Origin of the sequence: Arthrobacter sp. DNA4 (assembly GCF_024362385.1) — a bacterium.
Lineage (GTDB): Bacteria > Actinomycetota > Actinomycetes > Actinomycetales > Micrococcaceae > Arthrobacter.
This window is the reverse complement of record NZ_CP101466.1, coordinates 3522540-3537371: the sequence shown is the minus strand read 5'-3', so window position 1 is coordinate 3537371 and position 14832 is coordinate 3522540. Positions and strand designations below refer to the sequence as shown.

Annotated in this window: 13 protein-coding genes and 1 pseudogene; 5 read left to right on the top strand and 9 right to left on the bottom strand. The window is 66.5% G+C overall.

The window, feature by feature from the left end; all coding sequences use genetic code 11:
* The first annotated feature begins 86 nt into the window (after positions 1–86).
* Both NMQ03_RS16345 and NMQ03_RS16340 read left to right on the top strand, forming a co-directional pair.
* A complete protein-coding gene (locus tag NMQ03_RS16345; RefSeq protein WP_255173049.1) occupies positions 87–743 on the top strand; it encodes a peptidoglycan-binding protein in 657 nt (218 codons plus the stop codon).
* A gap of 6 nt (positions 744–749) precedes the next feature.
* Entirely contained in the window at positions 750–3191 is a 2442-nt protein-coding gene (locus tag NMQ03_RS16340; protein ID WP_255173048.1) for a hypothetical protein, read from the top strand.
* A 17-nt stretch (positions 3192–3208) separates the two neighbouring features.
* Here NMQ03_RS16340 and NMQ03_RS16335 read toward each other — a convergent pair whose 3' ends face one another.
* Complete coding sequence (locus NMQ03_RS16335; RefSeq protein ID WP_255173047.1) at positions 3209–4390, bottom strand: FAD-dependent monooxygenase; 1182 nt, start codon at positions 4388–4390, stop codon at positions 3209–3211.
* A gap of 196 nt (positions 4391–4586) precedes the next feature.
* On the opposite strand from NMQ03_RS16335, the gene NMQ03_RS16330 reads away from it, so the two are divergent.
* Positions 4587–6695 carry a transglycosylase domain-containing protein gene (locus NMQ03_RS16330; protein ID WP_255173046.1) on the top strand — a complete coding sequence of 703 codons (2109 nt, stop codon included), beginning with the start codon at positions 4587–4589 and terminating at the stop codon, positions 6693–6695.
* A 70-nt stretch (positions 6696–6765) separates the two neighbouring features.
* Entirely contained in the window at positions 6766–7068 is a 303-nt protein-coding gene (locus tag NMQ03_RS16325) for a DUF4193 domain-containing protein (protein ID WP_255173045.1), read from the top strand.
* 21 nt (positions 7069–7089) lie between these two features.
* Here the strand turns inward: NMQ03_RS16325 and NMQ03_RS16320 are convergent, their stop codons facing one another.
* Together NMQ03_RS16320 and NMQ03_RS16315 are read right to left on the bottom strand one after the other, a co-directional pair.
* Complete coding sequence (locus NMQ03_RS16320) at positions 7090–7515, bottom strand: PDZ domain-containing protein (RefSeq protein ID WP_255173044.1); 426 nt, start codon at positions 7513–7515, stop codon at positions 7090–7092.
* A gap of 164 nt (positions 7516–7679) precedes the next feature.
* Positions 7680–8132: a hypothetical protein gene (locus NMQ03_RS16315; protein ID WP_255173043.1), complete on the bottom strand. Its 453-nt coding sequence runs from the start codon at positions 8130–8132 to the stop codon at positions 7680–7682.
* A 558-nt stretch (positions 8133–8690) separates the two neighbouring features.
* Between NMQ03_RS16315 and NMQ03_RS16310 the strand changes: the two are divergent.
* Positions 8691–9964, top strand: a pseudogene (locus NMQ03_RS16310) (DUF2254 domain-containing protein).
* 71 nt (positions 9965–10035) lie between these two features.
* Here the strand turns inward: NMQ03_RS16310 and NMQ03_RS16300 are convergent.
* The 6 genes from NMQ03_RS16300 to NMQ03_RS16275 form a co-directional block, all read right to left on the bottom strand.
* Positions 10036–11439 (bottom strand): phosphatase PAP2 family protein, encoded by a 1404-nt coding sequence (locus tag NMQ03_RS16300; protein WP_255173040.1) that lies wholly within the window; start codon positions 11437–11439, stop codon positions 10036–10038.
* Positions 11440–11483: 44 nt separating this feature from the next.
* Positions 11484–11960, bottom strand: coding sequence for a MarR family winged helix-turn-helix transcriptional regulator (locus tag NMQ03_RS16295; protein WP_255173039.1), 477 nt, complete (start codon positions 11958–11960; stop codon positions 11484–11486).
* 126 nt (positions 11961–12086) lie between these two features.
* Positions 12087–12650 carry a copper resistance CopC family protein gene (locus NMQ03_RS16290; protein WP_255173038.1) on the bottom strand — a complete coding sequence of 188 codons (564 nt, stop codon included), beginning with the start codon at positions 12648–12650 and terminating at the stop codon, positions 12087–12089.
* 13 nt (positions 12651–12663) lie between these two features.
* Positions 12664–13395: a YcnI family protein gene (locus tag NMQ03_RS16285; protein ID WP_255173037.1), complete on the bottom strand. Its 732-nt coding sequence runs from the start codon at positions 13393–13395 to the stop codon at positions 12664–12666.
* 128 nt (positions 13396–13523) lie between these two features.
* Positions 13524–14114 (bottom strand): hypothetical protein, encoded by a 591-nt coding sequence (locus NMQ03_RS16280; RefSeq protein WP_255173036.1) that lies wholly within the window; start codon positions 14112–14114, stop codon positions 13524–13526.
* 172 nt (positions 14115–14286) lie between these two features.
* Positions 14287–14493, bottom strand: a complete 207-nt coding sequence (locus NMQ03_RS16275) for a hypothetical protein (RefSeq protein WP_159631017.1) — start codon at positions 14491–14493, stop codon at positions 14287–14289.
* Positions 14494–14832 lie beyond the last annotated feature (339 nt).

The following is a 14832-nucleotide window of genomic DNA, read 5'->3' as shown; positions in this document are numbered from 1 at the left end:
TCATGCTTACCATTGTGGGGCGCGGGCTGCCCGCTGGGGGCAGAGCACCCGCGCGGCACCGGAGGTCTCACATAATGGACAACGAAATGCGTCCCCTGACTGATGAAGAACTGATGTCCGAGCAGGCCACAGCCTTGCCGGACAAGGAAGTCGCTTCCGTCCTGGACTTGAACGCTGACCTGGACCTGGGCATCAACGCTGCGGCCCCGATCGACCTGGCTGTGGCCGCCAACGCCAACGTGGCCGCGCCCATCGATGCCGCCGCTTCAGCCAACATCCTGTCCTACGGTTCCGACGCGCAGGCTTTGTCCAGCCAGGACGCAGCGATTGACCAGGGCATCACGGCCGACGCGAGCGCTGATTCCACCCAGGACAGCGTGATCGGCCAGGGCGACGGCAGCGCTGACACCGGCACCACCGACGGCGGAACCACGGATTCCACGGGAACCGCCTCCGAACCCACCAGCACCGGTGGGCTGACCGATACAGCGGGCGCGCTGAACGGCAACCTGCTCAACGTTGACGTCAACCTTGACGCCGACGCCGCCATCGCCGCTCCCATCAATGGTGCCGTTGCGGCAAACGCCAACGTTGCGGCCCCCATCGACGCGGCCGTGGCCGCCAACATCGGCTCCATCGACAGCCAGGCGTACGCCATCTCGGACCAGAGCGCCACCATCTCGCAGCACATCGACGGCGAGGCCAACGCTGCTGACGGCCAGCAGTCCGACCTGCAGCAGTAAGCGCAGATGACCCACACCCACGGCGGGACGCCTCCCCAGGCGGGCCCGCCGTCGTCACCCGCTGCCCCTGCCCAGGAGCCGCCGGGCCAGGCCATCACGACGGCGGCCGCCCACCTTCCTGCCTTGGCCGACGGTGTGCAGCTGCTCGGCACGGCGGAGGGTTCCGGCTACCGGGAGCCGCCGGCCCTGGTGCGCCGTGCCGACGGCCAGACCCTGCAGCTGACCCGGCTTCTGTACCTGGTGCTGGAGGGCGCCGACGGCACGCGGGACCTGGAGGCCATCGCCCGGCATGTCAGCGAGGGCTCCGGGCGGCTGGTCAGCGCGGACAACGTCCGTACGTTGATGGACTCCCAGCTGCTGCCGATGGGGTTGCTCCGGCGTGCCGACGGCAGCCAGCCGGAGGTCAAGAAGGCGAACCCTCTGCTGGGCCTGCGGTTCCGCTACGTCGTTTCCGATCCCGACCGCACGCGCAGGATCACGGCACCGTTCGCCGTGCTGTTCCACCCGCTGATCGTGGTGGCCGTGACGGCCGCGTTCCTTGCCGCATGCTGGTGGGTGCTCATGGTCAAGGGCCTGGGCTCGGCCACGCATGAGGCCTTCGAGCAGCCTGCCCTCCTGCTGCTGATTCTCGCGGTCACCATCCTCTCCGCAGGGTTCCACGAATTCGGCCATGCCGCCGCCACCCGCAAGGGCGGGGCCACCCCCGGGGCCATGGGCGCCGGGCTGTACCTGCTGTGGCCCGCGTTCTTCACGGACGTCACGGACTCCTACCGGCTGGGCCGCGGCGGCAGGATCCGCACCGACCTGGGCGGACTGTACTTCAACGCCATCGTGGCCGTGGCCATCATGGGCCTGTGGTGGGCCACCGGCTTCGACGCGCTCCTGCTTGTAGTGGTCACGCAGATCCTGCAGATGGTCCGGCAACTGATCCCGCTGGTGAAATACGACGGCTACCACATCCTGGCCGACGCCACCGGGGTGCCTGACCTGTTCCAGCGGATCAAGCCGACCCTTCTGGGGATCCTTCCGTGGCGGTGGGGAAACCCGGAAAGCAAGGCGTTGAAACCGTGGGCCCGGGCCGTGGTCACCATCTGGGTCCTGGTCACGGTGCCGGTGCTGCTGTTCAGCATGGTGATGATGGTCCTGTCCCTGCCGCGGCTGCTGGCCACAGGGTGGGCCAGCGTGGGCAAACAGCAGGAGGCGCTGGCTGCGAGCCTGTCTGCGGGCGACGTCCTGGGCGTGACGGTGCGCGCGCTGGCCATCATCGTGGTCGCTGTGCCCGTACTGGGCGTGGTGTACATCGTGGTGCGGCTCCTGCGGCAGCTAGTCACCGGCTTGTGGCAGAAGACCCGCGGCAAGGTTGCCCAGCGGATCGTGGCCATGGGCGCCGTTGGGGTCCTGCTGGCGGGACTCGCCTGGGCGTGGTGGCCCGACGGCGGGACGTACCGCCCGGTGCAGGCCTACGAACGCGGGACGCTCAGTGACGCCACCCGGGCGATCCTTCCGGCACGCGACGGCGGGGCGCTGCGACAGGGAGCGTCCGGACGGACCGTTGCGCTGTGGCCTGCCGGCACGGCCAAACCGACCCGGGACAACCCCCAGCTGAGCATGGTGCTGGTGCCGGCGGATGCGGCTCCGTCCGGGACGCCGTCAGCCGGCGGTTCCTCCGCTCCGGCGCCCTCCTGGGTGTTCCCGTTCGACCGGCCGGCTGCTCCCGAGGGAGACGGAAACCAGGCGCTCGCCGTGAACACCACCGACGGTTCCGTCCAGTACAGCGTGGCCTTCGCCCTGGTGTGGGCCGAGGATGGACAGCCCGTCACCACCACCAATGAGGCCTATGCCTTCGCCAACTGTTCGGGCTGCGGGGCGGTGGCTGTGGGGTTCCAGGTGGTGCTGGTGGTGGGCCAGACGGACGTGATTGTCCCCGAGAACCTCTCCCAGGCGGCCAACTACAACTGCCTGGACTGCCTCGCGTACGCCCTGGCCAGCCAGCTGGTGCTGACGCTCGACGGGCCGCTGGACGGGGACAGTAAACAGCAGCTCGAGGCGCTGTGGGCGCAAATCGCCGAGTACGGCCGCCACCTCCAGGACGTGCCGCTCTCCGACATCCAGACCACACTCAACGGATACAAGGAACAGATCACGGCCATCGTCAAGGGGTCATCGGTTGCCGGGGGTTCTTCCGGGGCAACGTCTCCTGCGACGGCCGGCCCCAGTGGCGGACCCACCCCCAGCTCCTCGGCTGCCTCGGGCGGCCAGTCCGCTCCGGCAGGGGCGCCGGCAGAAACTTTCGCTCCGGACCCTGCCGCGACTGGGGTGGCCACGGCGACGGCCGGGCAGAATGGGGAAGGCGGGCAGCCGACGTCGTCCGTTGACTACCCCACAACGGAACCCACCGTGGACCCCGGCGCCGGCGCGACGCCCCAGCCCACGTCCGGCACGGGCTGACCGCCCTTGGGCGCGCCCTACTTGGCGATGCTGCGCAGGATTTGGTGTGCAACCAACTGATCGACGCCGGGCAGGCGGGTTGCGCGGATGACCCACCTGCGCAGCAGGCGCTGGGTGTTGTTCCTGGGAAGGAACGTCGCTGCGGTCCGCCGTCCCGACTTTTGCGCCACCTCCACCACGGGGCGCCACTGCTGCTCGAACCGCGCCAGCGCCCCGCCGATGCCCCTGGTCCGGGTCACCGGTCCCAGGATGTCACCGAGCAGCGCGGCCCCGGCGATGGCCAGCGAGCCGCCCTGACCGGCCAGCAGCGACACGGCGCCGCAGGCGTCACCCACCAGGACTGTGCGCTCCGTGTGCCAGCGGGGCATGACCACCTGCGCCACGGTGTCGTCATAGGGGTGCCCGGGGCACAGGTCAAGGAGCCTCTCCACCGCATCGCCCAGGCCGGCGAACTCGCTGCGGAGCCGCTGGCGGGCGGTTGCTGCCTCTTTCCCCGGTGACACGGCGTCCCGGTAGACCAGGAAGGCGGCCACCTCGTCCTGCCGGATGCCGTACAGCCCGGCCATGCGGTTGAGCGTGTCGGTGAGGATGAACCGGCCCCGGAAGCGCGCATTCAGGGACGGCTCGGTGACGATGAACGCCGCGGCCCGCATGCCCAGGGGCCGGAGGTAGTCCCTTTCGGGGCCGAAGACGCCGGCGCGCACCCCTGAGTGGATGCCGTCTGCACCGATCAGCACATCGGCGCCCGTCTCCTGCCGGAGGCCATCTTCGACGAGGACGTGTACGCCATCGCCGTCTGTGCGCGCCTTGACCACCCGTGCCCCGTAACGCACCCGCACCCTGCCGGCCGGGACGTCAGCCAGCGCCGCCAGGGCCGCTGCCTCGATGTCCGGGCGCAGCAGGCTCAGGACTTTCCCGCCGGCCAGCTTGGAGAACCGGAGGTAGTCGATGCTGCAGGTGGTGCGGCCTTCGGTGTCCACGTAGTCGGCGGACTGGATGTGGTAGGCCGCCTCTGCCAGCCGGGGGTACAGGCCGATCCGCTCCGACGCCTCCACCCCGGGGCCGAAGAAGTCCATCATGTAGCCGTCGGGCCGCGGCGCCTGGGACTTTTCCAGCACCTCAACGTCCCAGTAAGCCAAGCCCAGTTGGCGGGCCGCGACGAGTCCGGCGATGCCGGCACCGACCACGATGGCCTTCATTCCGGTGCCTGCGCTGAGCTGCTGCCATTTGCATCGGGGTGGGGGACTGGACGTATGCTGGCAAATAACATATGCACTACTACATGTAAGCAGGGGGACGCTGCGCTGGCAAGAAGCCCGGGCAGGCTCACTGGAGCACGCGCGAACCACTTGTGTGATTCCGTTTGCGCAGCCAACGAGCAAAGGAAACATGTGCATGCACGTGAAAAAGGCGCTGGTAGCGAAACTGCTGGCCTTCATCACGGTCTGCGTAGCCTGCGGCATCCTGGCGGCGGGTCTTTTCGTTCCCGCCACCGCGGTGGGGGCAACGGTTGCGGGCCGCTCCATCAGCTTCTTCGACCAGCTCCCGGCCGAGCTGGAACTGAATCCGCCGGCACGGAATTCGAGGGTGCTGGCGAAGGACGGGTCCGTCATCGCCACGTTCTATTCACAGAACCGCGTCCCCGTCAGCCTGGATAAGATGTCACCGTTCATGCGGGACGCCATCATTTCCATCGAGGATGCCCGGTTCTACGAGCATGGGGGCATTGATCCCACCGGCATCCTCCGGGCCCTTGCCGTGACGGTCCAGGGCGGCCGCCAGGGTGCGTCAACCATCACCCAGCAGTACGTCAACAACATCATCATCGAATCACTGGTCGCCAACGGCAACGCGGACGAGGTGACCACAGGGGCGTCGAAAACCATCGGCGACAAGCTCCGCGAGATGAAGCTGGCCATCGCCCTGGAGAAGAAGTACTCCAAGGACCAGATCCTTGACGGCTACCTCAACATCGTCTATTTCGGCAACGGCGCCTACGGCATCCAGACCGCGGCCCAGGAGTACTTCGGTATCCCGGCCGCCAAGCTGACCCTGCCGCAGTCGGCGGCCCTGGCCGCGGTCGTCAACAGCCCGGTCTACTACGACCCCCTTACCCATCCCGACCACGTGGGGGCGCGCAGGAACGTGGTCCTGGACAAGATGCTCGAACAGGGGCGCATCACCGCCGCCCAGCATGACCAGGCCGTGGCCGCACCCCTAAATCTGGATGTCCACCTCAGCGTCCAGGGCTGCGCGGCCGCGGCCTCCGCCCCCTACTTCTGCGACTACATCAAGCGGCTGATCCTCAACAGCCCCGCCTTCGGCCCGGACGAGGATGCCCGGCAAAAGCTCTTGGACCAGGGCGGCCTCACCATCCGCACCACCCTGGACCCCGGCCTCCAGCAGGTCGCCCAGAAGGAGGTCAACGCCGCCCTGCCGGCAACCGACCCGCTGCAGCGCGGCTCGGCCCTGGTCAGCGTCCAGCCCGGAACCGGAAAGGTGCTGGCCATGGCGCAAAACACCAACTACAACCCGGCGGCAGCGCCGGGGAACTACACCGGCAACCTGTCCCTGCCCGAGAAGGACGCCAACGGCGACCCCCTGGACGGTGCGGGCGGCTTCCAGATCGGTTCCACCATGAAGCCGTTCGTCTTCGCCGAATGGCTCCGGTCCGGCCGGTCCATGGCCACGGTCCTGGACGGGTCGGTCCGCGTCTACAAGGCAGGCTTCCCGTGGAGGAACAGCTGCGGCACCACCTCCGGCTCCTATGACCCAGCGCTTGGGCAAACCCCGCTGCCCAACGACGATCCGTACCACTACTACCGGATGAGCGTCCTGCAGGGCCTCTACCAGTCGATCAACACCATCACCTTCCAGACCGCCACGCGGCTGAACTTCTGCAACATCCAGAAGATGGCGACGGCGGCGGGCGTCAAGAATGGCCACACGAACCAGCCCTACGACCTGTCCGGCATTGCGAGCCTCATCGGCACCCAGGACGTGGCGCCGCTGGACATGGCCAACGCCTATGCAACCTTCGCGGCAGGCGGAGTCCACTGCGATCCGGTCGCGCTGGAATCCGTCAAGGACGCCCAGGGCCACGACTACCCTGTTCCTTCAGGCAACTGCACCCAGTCCATTGATCCGAAGGTGGCCGCCGGGGTGGCCTACGCCCTCAAACGCGTCCTGGTCAAGGGCTCCGGCTACAAGATCCCCGTCAACCGGGACCATGACATTTTCGCCAAGACCGGAACCACGGACGGCAACACCCAGACCTGGACCGTGGGGGCCACCACGGGAATCGCCACCGCCTCGTGGTTCGGGAGCTACAAAGGCTTCGGGCCCCAGTGGGCCAACCAGGACATCAGGATCAACGGGAAGTACTATGCCGGCGTGAACGGGTCAGACATCGCAGGCACCCAGTGGGGCCACCTCATGGACGCTGCCGCCGCCGGGTATCGGGGAACGTCCATTCCCGCGCCGCCGGCATCCATGCTGCGGTAGCTGAGCCGGCGGGAACAACAACGGCGGTGGGTTCGTTGCACACGGAACTGCAAAGGAAACGAGGATAACCATGGCTGCTGATTACGACGAACTGCGGACCGACGTCAAGGAAACACAGGACCGTTCGCTCGAGGACCTCAAATCCGCCAATGCCCCGGATGCACGCAGCGTGGTCCGGGAGTTGGATGCCCCCGATGATGCCGACGCGCTTGGCGTCCCCGGCGGCGAAATCGTTGCCGAGGAACTCACGGTAGTGGTGGTGCCCGCCGCCGAGGATGAGTTCACGTGCCACTCCTGCTTCCTGGTCCGGCACCGTTCCCAGATCGCCAAGGAAAAGGACGGCCACCTGTACTGCACCGAGTGCGAGGGCTGACCGCTACCGCACGTGATTCAGTCAGGGCTTGCCGGCGAGGCTGACAAGGGGAACATGAAGGGTCTGTTGCCCCGTGCCCCGCTGCACGTTGACAGCCACCGGCCGGCCCGGATCCTGCGTTCTGAGGCCCGCGAGCAGATCCGTGACGTTTCCGACTTTTATACGGGCGAACGGCGTGCTGATGTCGCCCGCCTTCATGCCTGCCTGTTCAGCCGGGCTGCCCTGTGACACGCTGATTTCCAGGGCTCCTGCCGTGGTGGGCAGTGAGAACCGTTGGGCAAGTTGGGGTGTGATGTCAGTCGGGACAATACCGAGGGCTGCGTGTTTGACCGAGCCAGGCTTCGAGGGGTGATTCCTTGGACGGCGGCATGTTGCGGTGGAGGCCGGAAACAATGCCGGCGGTGACCGTTTCCCCCAGCCAAAGGGGCTTACGATGACCACCGTCATAGAACCGACCTCCGGGTCCGATGAGGCGAAGCGTGCGGCCGGCAGGCCTTTTGGGTCGACCTTCAAGGCCCGCTACGCGGGGCTGGGGTGCTGCCCGAGCTGATTCGGATTTCGACGCCTGGGCGGAATCGGGTGCCGGGCTAAGGGGCTACGTCGGCACGCGGCTACTTGGGCACATAGGGCGCGTACTGGGACAAGGTGCCATCAAGCACCGGAACATCCATGACTTCGCTCTTGCCCTTGGCTTGGAGGGTTAGGTCTGTGCGTGCGCCCGGCGGGTTTTCGGTGCTCTGGAGGATGTGTTCGGACGTGTCGAAGCCGATCTGTCCGTTGGCCGGGACTATCAAGTCCATACGGTTGTCCCGGTCCCTGATGACCAGGCGGATGTCTTCACTCGTAGGGTTGAAGATCATGCCCAGGAGGCGGCCCGGCTGCTCCTTGGCGGCGGCGACCACGGAAATGCTCCGGAGTTCGAGTCCCGCCAGATCGAGGTTGGCGCCAGGGGCAACGGACTTATAGTTCTGCACTCCGGAGTTGTAGCACCCGCTGACGCCTAAAGCAGTGCCAAACGCCAAAAGGAGGCAGAGCAGGAAACGGATGATTCGGCTGGATGACATGGAGGATTCCTTCCTGGACAATATTCGCGGAGATTGGCAGGCCCTGCCGCTTGGTGCGCGGGAAGGCGCAGGTCCGTCGGATGACCAGAGCTTCGAGAGCTGGGATCCGGGCATGGAAAAGAGGGATCCGGGGCCGGCCGTTGGCTGGTCCTATACGTTCTGGTGCGTGCGCCGCAGTGCCTGGTTAATGTCCGGGCAATCTGCTTTGTGGCGCGTACCCGGGTAAACGACGCTTCTTTCAACTTCTTTTAAACCGTAGGTCCGTTTTGATGCTCCGGCCGTAACAAGGCTGTCAAGATTGCCGGAGCGTCATCACGACTGGGCAACAGCTGTCGCGAGGCCCGGGCCCGGATGAGTTATTGCCACTAGGCTGAATAACTCTGAGGGGCATCGAGCGGCGACGGCAAGTACCTGCCCGGCACTGAAACCCCAGTCCGGCAACAGGCGGGGGAGAAGTAAGTCCATGGTCCAGGCGGCGCTGTTGAATTCAGGCTCTTGTTGAAAGGACGCGCGGCCCATTGGCTGGATGCGCTGCGGACACAGTTGTGGCCCTTGCCGGTGTTGGCGGTGGCCGCCGCAGTGGCACTCGGGGTTGCATTGCCGGCCCTGGATGCGGGCATCGACGGACAGCTGCCGGACAGCGCCAGGGTTGTGCTGTTCAGCGGGGGAACGGAAGCGGCGCGGGCGGTCCTGCAGGCTATCGCGGGGTCCCTGATCACAGTGACGTCCCTAACCTTCTCCCTGACGGTGGTCACGCTGCAACTGGCCAGCAGCCAGTTTTCGCCCCGCCTCTTAAGGACTTTTACCGCTGACCGCTTTGTCCACGCCACCTTGGCGCTGTTCCTGGCGGCCTTCGCGTTCGCCCTGGCGGTCCTTCGCAGCGTCCGTGACGAGGTCAGCGGAAGCACGGCCTTTGTCCCCGAAATTTCGGTGACGGTGGCATTTGTGCTTGCCATTGCCAGCGTGGTGGGCCTGGTGCTGTTCCTGGCGCACCTTGCCCGGGAGATACGGGTGGAGACGATAATGCGCCGGGTGGACCGGGAAACCCGGGACACCATCGACCGCGTGTTCCCGAAGAACCGGCGGGTTGCAGACGCCGTGCCCGCCCCGCAGCCGGGCAGTTTCCTCATACCGGCAGTATCCTCCGGGTTCCTCACCTCACTGGACAAGGACCGGCTCCTGGCGGCCGCAGTGAACTTCGGAGCCGTGGTCCGGATTGACCGGGATCCAGGGAGCTCCCTGGTGGAAGGGGTTCCTTTCGCCACGGCCTGGCCGCTGGAAATGGGAGCCGGCCATGGCCCGGACGCCCGGGAAGAGCTGTGCCGCGAGATCAATGCGGCAGTCGCCACAGGTTTTGAACGCACAAGTGTCCAGGACGCCGGGTACGGGTTCCGCCAGCTTGTGGATGTGGCCGTGCGTGCCTTGTCACCAGGAATCAACGATCCCACCACGGCGGTCCACGTCCTTGGCCACCTCTCGGCCCTGCTGTGCCGCTCGTGGACCGGAACCCCGGGCCGGAGCAGGTCCGCGATGACGACGGCCGGGTACGGGTTGTGCTGTCGCTCCCCGGGCTGCCGGCACTGATGGACCTGGCCGTAAACCAGGCCAGGTACTACGGCGCCGGGGATCCGGACGTGGCAGGGCGTTTGCTGGACCTCCTGCGGGAGGTCGCGTTCTGTGACCGGACGGGCCGCTACCGGGACCTGGTAATGGACCACCTGGACCGCATGCGCAGCGCAATAGCCACGGCCAACTACGCGGTTTCGGATCGGCGGCGTCTGCTCGACAACGCGGAAGCCTGCGCCGCCGAGGTCCAGGCACGCAAGGGTTGACCAGGTTCTGTCCCAGATCGAAGTCTGTCACCAAGCGGTGACCGGATCAGTCCAGGCGGCACCCTGTGGCTTCAGCTTCGATGAAAAAGCCGAATAGGCTCGTGCCTTCTCCTGCCAGGGGAAGACTCCGAATCGGTGCCGGCAGCGGAACCGGGGGATGAACGTGCTTCCCCGGCAACCCGGACAGTGCGCCAGGTGTCCAACGCGATGACCGCGCCAATAATCGCCAGGGACAGGAACATGGAGGCAAACGCATCGGTCAGCCAGTGATACCCCAGGTACAGTCGGCTCAAGGTCACCAGCCCGATGCCGAGCACCGCGGCCACGGACCACAGGGCCCCCGCAAGGCGCTTGTCCTGGCGCCGTGATGTGACGAGGTATGCCAGGACCAGCAGGAAGTCGCATGCGCCCAATACATGGCCCGAGGGAAACGAGAAGCTGGGGTCGGGTTCCAGGAGCATGGCATCCACGGGCGGCCGGGACCGGTGGACCATGGGCAGGATGATCTGTGAAATGATGACGACGGCCACCATTGCTCCGACGAAAAGCAGGGGCCGCCACGCATGCCTTTCCGCGAAGGTCCAGGCGACGGCGACCACCAGGACAATGATGGGCATGGCCACCGGCCCAAACACCCGCGCCACCGGCCTCATGGCCGCGGTCAGCACATCCGACCGGTGCGAAAGAAGCCACTGCCGGACGGGTTGGTCCAAGGCACTCAGCCCATCACTGTGGAGGACACCCCACAGGGTGAGGGCGAAGAACGCCGCGCCCGTCAGGACCAGCGCCCCGGCTGCGATGTAGTAGCCGCGCCGCACGCGGGCGGATACGTGCCGGTGGTGAACGGAGAACAAGTGGTGGACGCCCCCGTGGTAAGCCCTGGCCACCATCGTCGCAGAAGGCCCTGCGTGCTCCGTCCCGCGGGCTCGTTTCTGTGGCCCTTTCGGAATTGGCTGGCTGTCCGTCCAGGGAACGTCAGCCAGGATGCGCGGGTCAAGGTCCACGCCCAGCCTGAGTACGCTGATTTCCCCGGTGGTTTCGAGGACAACGCAGGCCACCTCGTCCAGGTTCCTTACTCCCGCCAGGCGGAGAGTGGGCCAGAGGTCAGCTTCGGTCAGGTGCACCTTGTGCAGGTTTTGGTGGATGATGGTGCCGCCCGACATGAGCAGTACCGGGCGGTTTAGCAGAAAGCGCTCAGCCACCCGCCATCGTTTCAGGTGTCCCGTGACGGCCTGCATCCCGAAGAGGCTCAGCAGGGCCAGGAGGCCGGCCCCAAGCGTAGGTGTGTAGCCAAGGGCCGCCCGGCCAATGACGGCGCCCAGCGCCACGATGGTGGCGAGGTCTGAACTTGCCACGCGTGCCAGCACCCGCTGCCCCAGCATGCGGACCAGGACCACCAGCGCAAGGTACATCCCGACAGTGGACAGCACCACTTCGAGGGCCTGCTGCGGCGTGAGTGTCAGTTCCTCCCACATGGCGTGCCTCTTCCTATGCGGGCCGCCGGGAACCTGTACTGGGCCTAGATTCCCAGCAAAAGGCTCTCGGCGGCGGACGGCTCCCCGGCGGCCAGGGCGAACAGTTCAAAACCGGCGGCAACCTTTGCCTGTTCCTCCGGCGACAGGCCGGTAAGCACCTGGGCGATCTCCCGGCGCCGGGCCTGTGTCACGTCCTCCACGATCCGTAGCCCCTGTGCGGTGGCGGAGACCATGACTTCACGCCGGCTGCCGGGGCTCTGTTCCCGCACCAGCAGCCCCGCCGTTTCCAGCCTGTCCGCGGTCCTGCTGAAGCTTGACTGGTGGACACCGAGGAGCTGTGCCAGATCACCCATGCGGGCGGGCCCCCTGGAAGCCAGCAGCACCAGGACACGGAACTGTGGAAGCGTGACGGCGTCCGCTACTCCTGCCAGGGAGCGGGCGACCAGTCCAAGCAGGGCCCTGGACGCGGTGAGGGTCCGTTCCAACGCTTCATCGTGTCCAGGCGCACCTTGCGTACCCATACGTGAGTCCAACTCCTTGTGAATGGCCGAACCCCGGCAGTTTTCCATGCAGGGGAACATAGGTTGACCCACAGCATATGTTGGTCCGGAGCGTGGTTCAAGGCGTCCAGGCGGCGCCGGGCAAGCTCAGCCCTCGTCTGCCGGATTCCGCAGCTTGCGCCGGATCAGGATCCCGGCCACAACCAGGCCGAAGACCAGGACGGCGGCGACTACCCCCACTACAACCAGTTGCGCGGGAAGCCCCGTGTCGGCGGCCGTGGCGTTGGCCGTCGGTGCCGCCGCCGGCGCCGCATTCGGGCCGCCGGCGGTGAAGGTGAAAGTCCCCTCGATGGGGTGGCCATCCGAGGACACCACCCGCCACACCACCTTGTACTTTCCCTGTGGAGCGCCTGGCTTGACCGCCTGGCTGACCTGGTTGTCCACGATCTGCACCGGCCCGTCCGCCTGGTCGGTACCGCTGGCATCCTCCACGCGCACGATTGAGTTGATGGCGATGGGGGTGTGGTCGAAGGTCAGTTCGATCTTCGCCGGCATCGCGCTGACGGTGGACCCGTTGGCCGGGTTACTGGATTCGAGGGCGTCGTGCGCCTGGGCCGGTGCTGAAGAAACCAGCAGGAACGTGGCGGTGGCCAACGGCAGCAGCATCCTGGCCAGCCAGGCCGCCGGAGTGTGGGTAGGCGTCGTCTTCACAATGTTCCCCAATCTACTTGCCGCGGCGCGGGTACGGCGGTACCAGGACCAGCCCCAGTGCTGTTGCGCCGAGCACCAAGCCTGCCGCACCCAGGACCACCCCCCACACGGACGTGGCATCACTGGAATCCTGGGCCGTCCGGGTCACTGCCTCGGAGCTGGGCGCCGCCGACGCAGTGCCGGCGGCAGCGTCGTCGTCGGCCGTTGTCACAAAGGACGGGGCCGGATGCTTGGGTTCCGGCTGCCCTTCAGCGCTCTCTTCGTCCCACTTCACCACGCTGCCGTCGGTGTAGCTCTGGGCCGCCTTCAGGGTGACCTTGGTGCCCTCGGCGGGCAACCGGCCCACCGACAACGAGAAGGACTGGTACTGGTTCTGGCCCAGCTGGTGGGCTTCGTCCGCGGTCCAGACCACCGAGACCGGCGCCTTGGTGACAGTGGCACCGGCCACCGTGACCGGCTTGGGCAGGTCGCCCGTGACAACCTGCGCGGTCCAGCCTTCCACAGGCTTGACGGAGACGGAGGTGAACGGCGTATCGGTGGGCAGCGTGACCTCGAGCTTGGTGGTCTTCGCGGTGGGGGACTCGTTGGGGACGTTGAACGTCAGGTGGGAGTAGCCGTTCGCGGCGGTGTCGTCCGGGTCAACGCTCACGTGGGCGGACGCGGCGCTGGCGCCTGCGGCGATGATTCCCGCGGCGGCAGCGGCGGCGGTGAGGGTCTTGAGGGTACGGCGGAATGAGGTGTTCAAAGCAAGCCTTCCAAGGGGTGCGCCAAAAAGGACCGCGTACGGCGGCGGCGCAGAAATACAGGGACAACGCGGCCCGCCCACGCCTGCCAGGGGGCAGGTGGGGACGGCGCGGAAAGTCGGGAGCCGCTTTAGATCGCGGCGTGGAAGGCCGGCGGCCCGCGCAGCGCAGGCAGGCGCAGGTTCCGCCACCGGAAAGGAATAACGACGGCGGCCGGCGCGGGAAGGTGCGGCCATTCAGGAATGGCGGCGGCGGACAGGATCCGGACAAGTGGCCGCAGCCAGGCGGCCAAGGCCCAGGCGGCTGCTTCGCCCTTGGCCAGGACCAACGCCGTGGCCAGGGTTGCCGCGACGTGCAGGGCCAGCATCAGGGCACCTGGTACGGCGGCATGTTCCGGCATCAGGGCCGCGGCCGCAGGGGACACCGCTGAGGCGTCATGGATGTGGCCGCCGGCGGTGGGAGTGAACGATGCGGACACCGAGAACGCGTCGAAAGCCCAGTGCAGGACCAGTTGGCTGGAGCCCAGGAGGCCGATCATCGCGGGCATGCTGATCTTGGTCTTTGACAGGATCGTAACCGGCGCCAGGACCAGCGCCACGATTCCTGCGACGATGACCGGCTGCGGCAACAGGCCCCCTGCAATAACGTGAGCCCCTGCGGCAAGGATCAGCATGGAGGCGGTGAAGGCTATGGCCCGGGGGACGCGGAACGGAGCGCTCATGCCAGTCGCCACCCTTCCCTTTACAGTTGCCACCCTCCACTGTAAGGAACCACCCCCATGGGCAGGTAATCAACTTCGGGATGTGGAGGAGGTCGGAACGCCGGCTGGGGGGTGAAACAGCAAAGCCCCTGGTGGAGGCCAGGGGCTTTGCTTCGAACTGCGAGGGGGTGCGCTACTCCGCGAGCTTGGCGACCGAGTGCGCCCAGATGAAGAACTTGTTGGTGCCCAGATCCTTGACGGTCTTGATATTCAGGGCCTCCTTGAGCTTCTGTGCGTCGCTCTCGGACAGACCCTTCAGGGCCTCGACCGGCGCCTTGGCCAGATCATCAATGCCCTTGTCGAGATATTCCTTGTCGAACTTCGCGTTGATTCCAGCCATACTGTCTGTCCTCCTGGTGCTCGTTGGGCCTCATTGTGTCGTGGGACACTGTGGCCATTGAACCACGGCAATTCTCAAAATGCACAAGTATTCAAATTGGCCATTCCTTACCCCCTCCTGCAACGGCTCCCAGCAATTACCCAGCAACCGGAACGTGGGCGCGGAGGGCCCTGTCGGGATGGGGCCAGGGCAGGTAGGCGCCATCTTCCCCGTCCTCCCCGTCATCTACTTTCCTTGAGTAGTAACCCTGCTTACCATTGGTAAACTGCCGGTTGACCTGCGGCTTCGTGGTGCGAGTGCGCGCGGGGGCAAGTAGTCCCCTCCCGGAAGACAGGTAGC

Bases quoted from the DNA above. Each gene is read 5' to 3' on its own strand.
- NMQ03_RS16345 (WP_255173049.1), top strand. From the start codon at position 87: ATGCGTCCCCTGACTGATGAAGAACTGATGTCCGAGCAGGCCACAGCC.
- NMQ03_RS16340 (WP_255173048.1), top strand. From the start codon at position 750: ATGACCCACACCCACGGCGGGACGCCTCCCCAGGCGGGCCCGCCGTCG.
- NMQ03_RS16335 (WP_255173047.1), bottom strand. From the start codon at position 4,390: ATGAAGGCCATCGTGGTCGGTGCCGGCATCGCCGGACTCGTCGCGGCC.
- NMQ03_RS16330 (WP_255173046.1), top strand. From the start codon at position 4,587: ATGCACGTGAAAAAGGCGCTGGTAGCGAAACTGCTGGCCTTCATCACG.
- NMQ03_RS16325 (WP_255173045.1), top strand. From the start codon at position 6,766: ATGGCTGCTGATTACGACGAACTGCGGACCGACGTCAAGGAAACACAG.
- NMQ03_RS16320 (WP_255173044.1), bottom strand. From the start codon at position 7,515: ATGACGGTGGTCATCGTAAGCCCCTTTGGCTGGGGGAAACGGTCACCG.
- NMQ03_RS16315 (WP_255173043.1), bottom strand. From the start codon at position 8,132: ATGTCATCCAGCCGAATCATCCGTTTCCTGCTCTGCCTCCTTTTGGCG.
- NMQ03_RS16300 (WP_255173040.1), bottom strand. From the start codon at position 11,439: ATGTGGGAGGAACTGACACTCACGCCGCAGCAGGCCCTCGAAGTGGTG.
- NMQ03_RS16295 (WP_255173039.1), bottom strand. From the start codon at position 11,960: ATGGGTACGCAAGGTGCGCCTGGACACGATGAAGCGTTGGAACGGACC.
- NMQ03_RS16280 (WP_255173036.1), bottom strand. From the start codon at position 14,114: ATGAGCGCTCCGTTCCGCGTCCCCCGGGCCATAGCCTTCACCGCCTCC.
- NMQ03_RS16275 (WP_159631017.1), bottom strand. From the start codon at position 14,493: ATGGCTGGAATCAACGCGAAGTTCGACAAGGAATATCTCGACAAGGGC.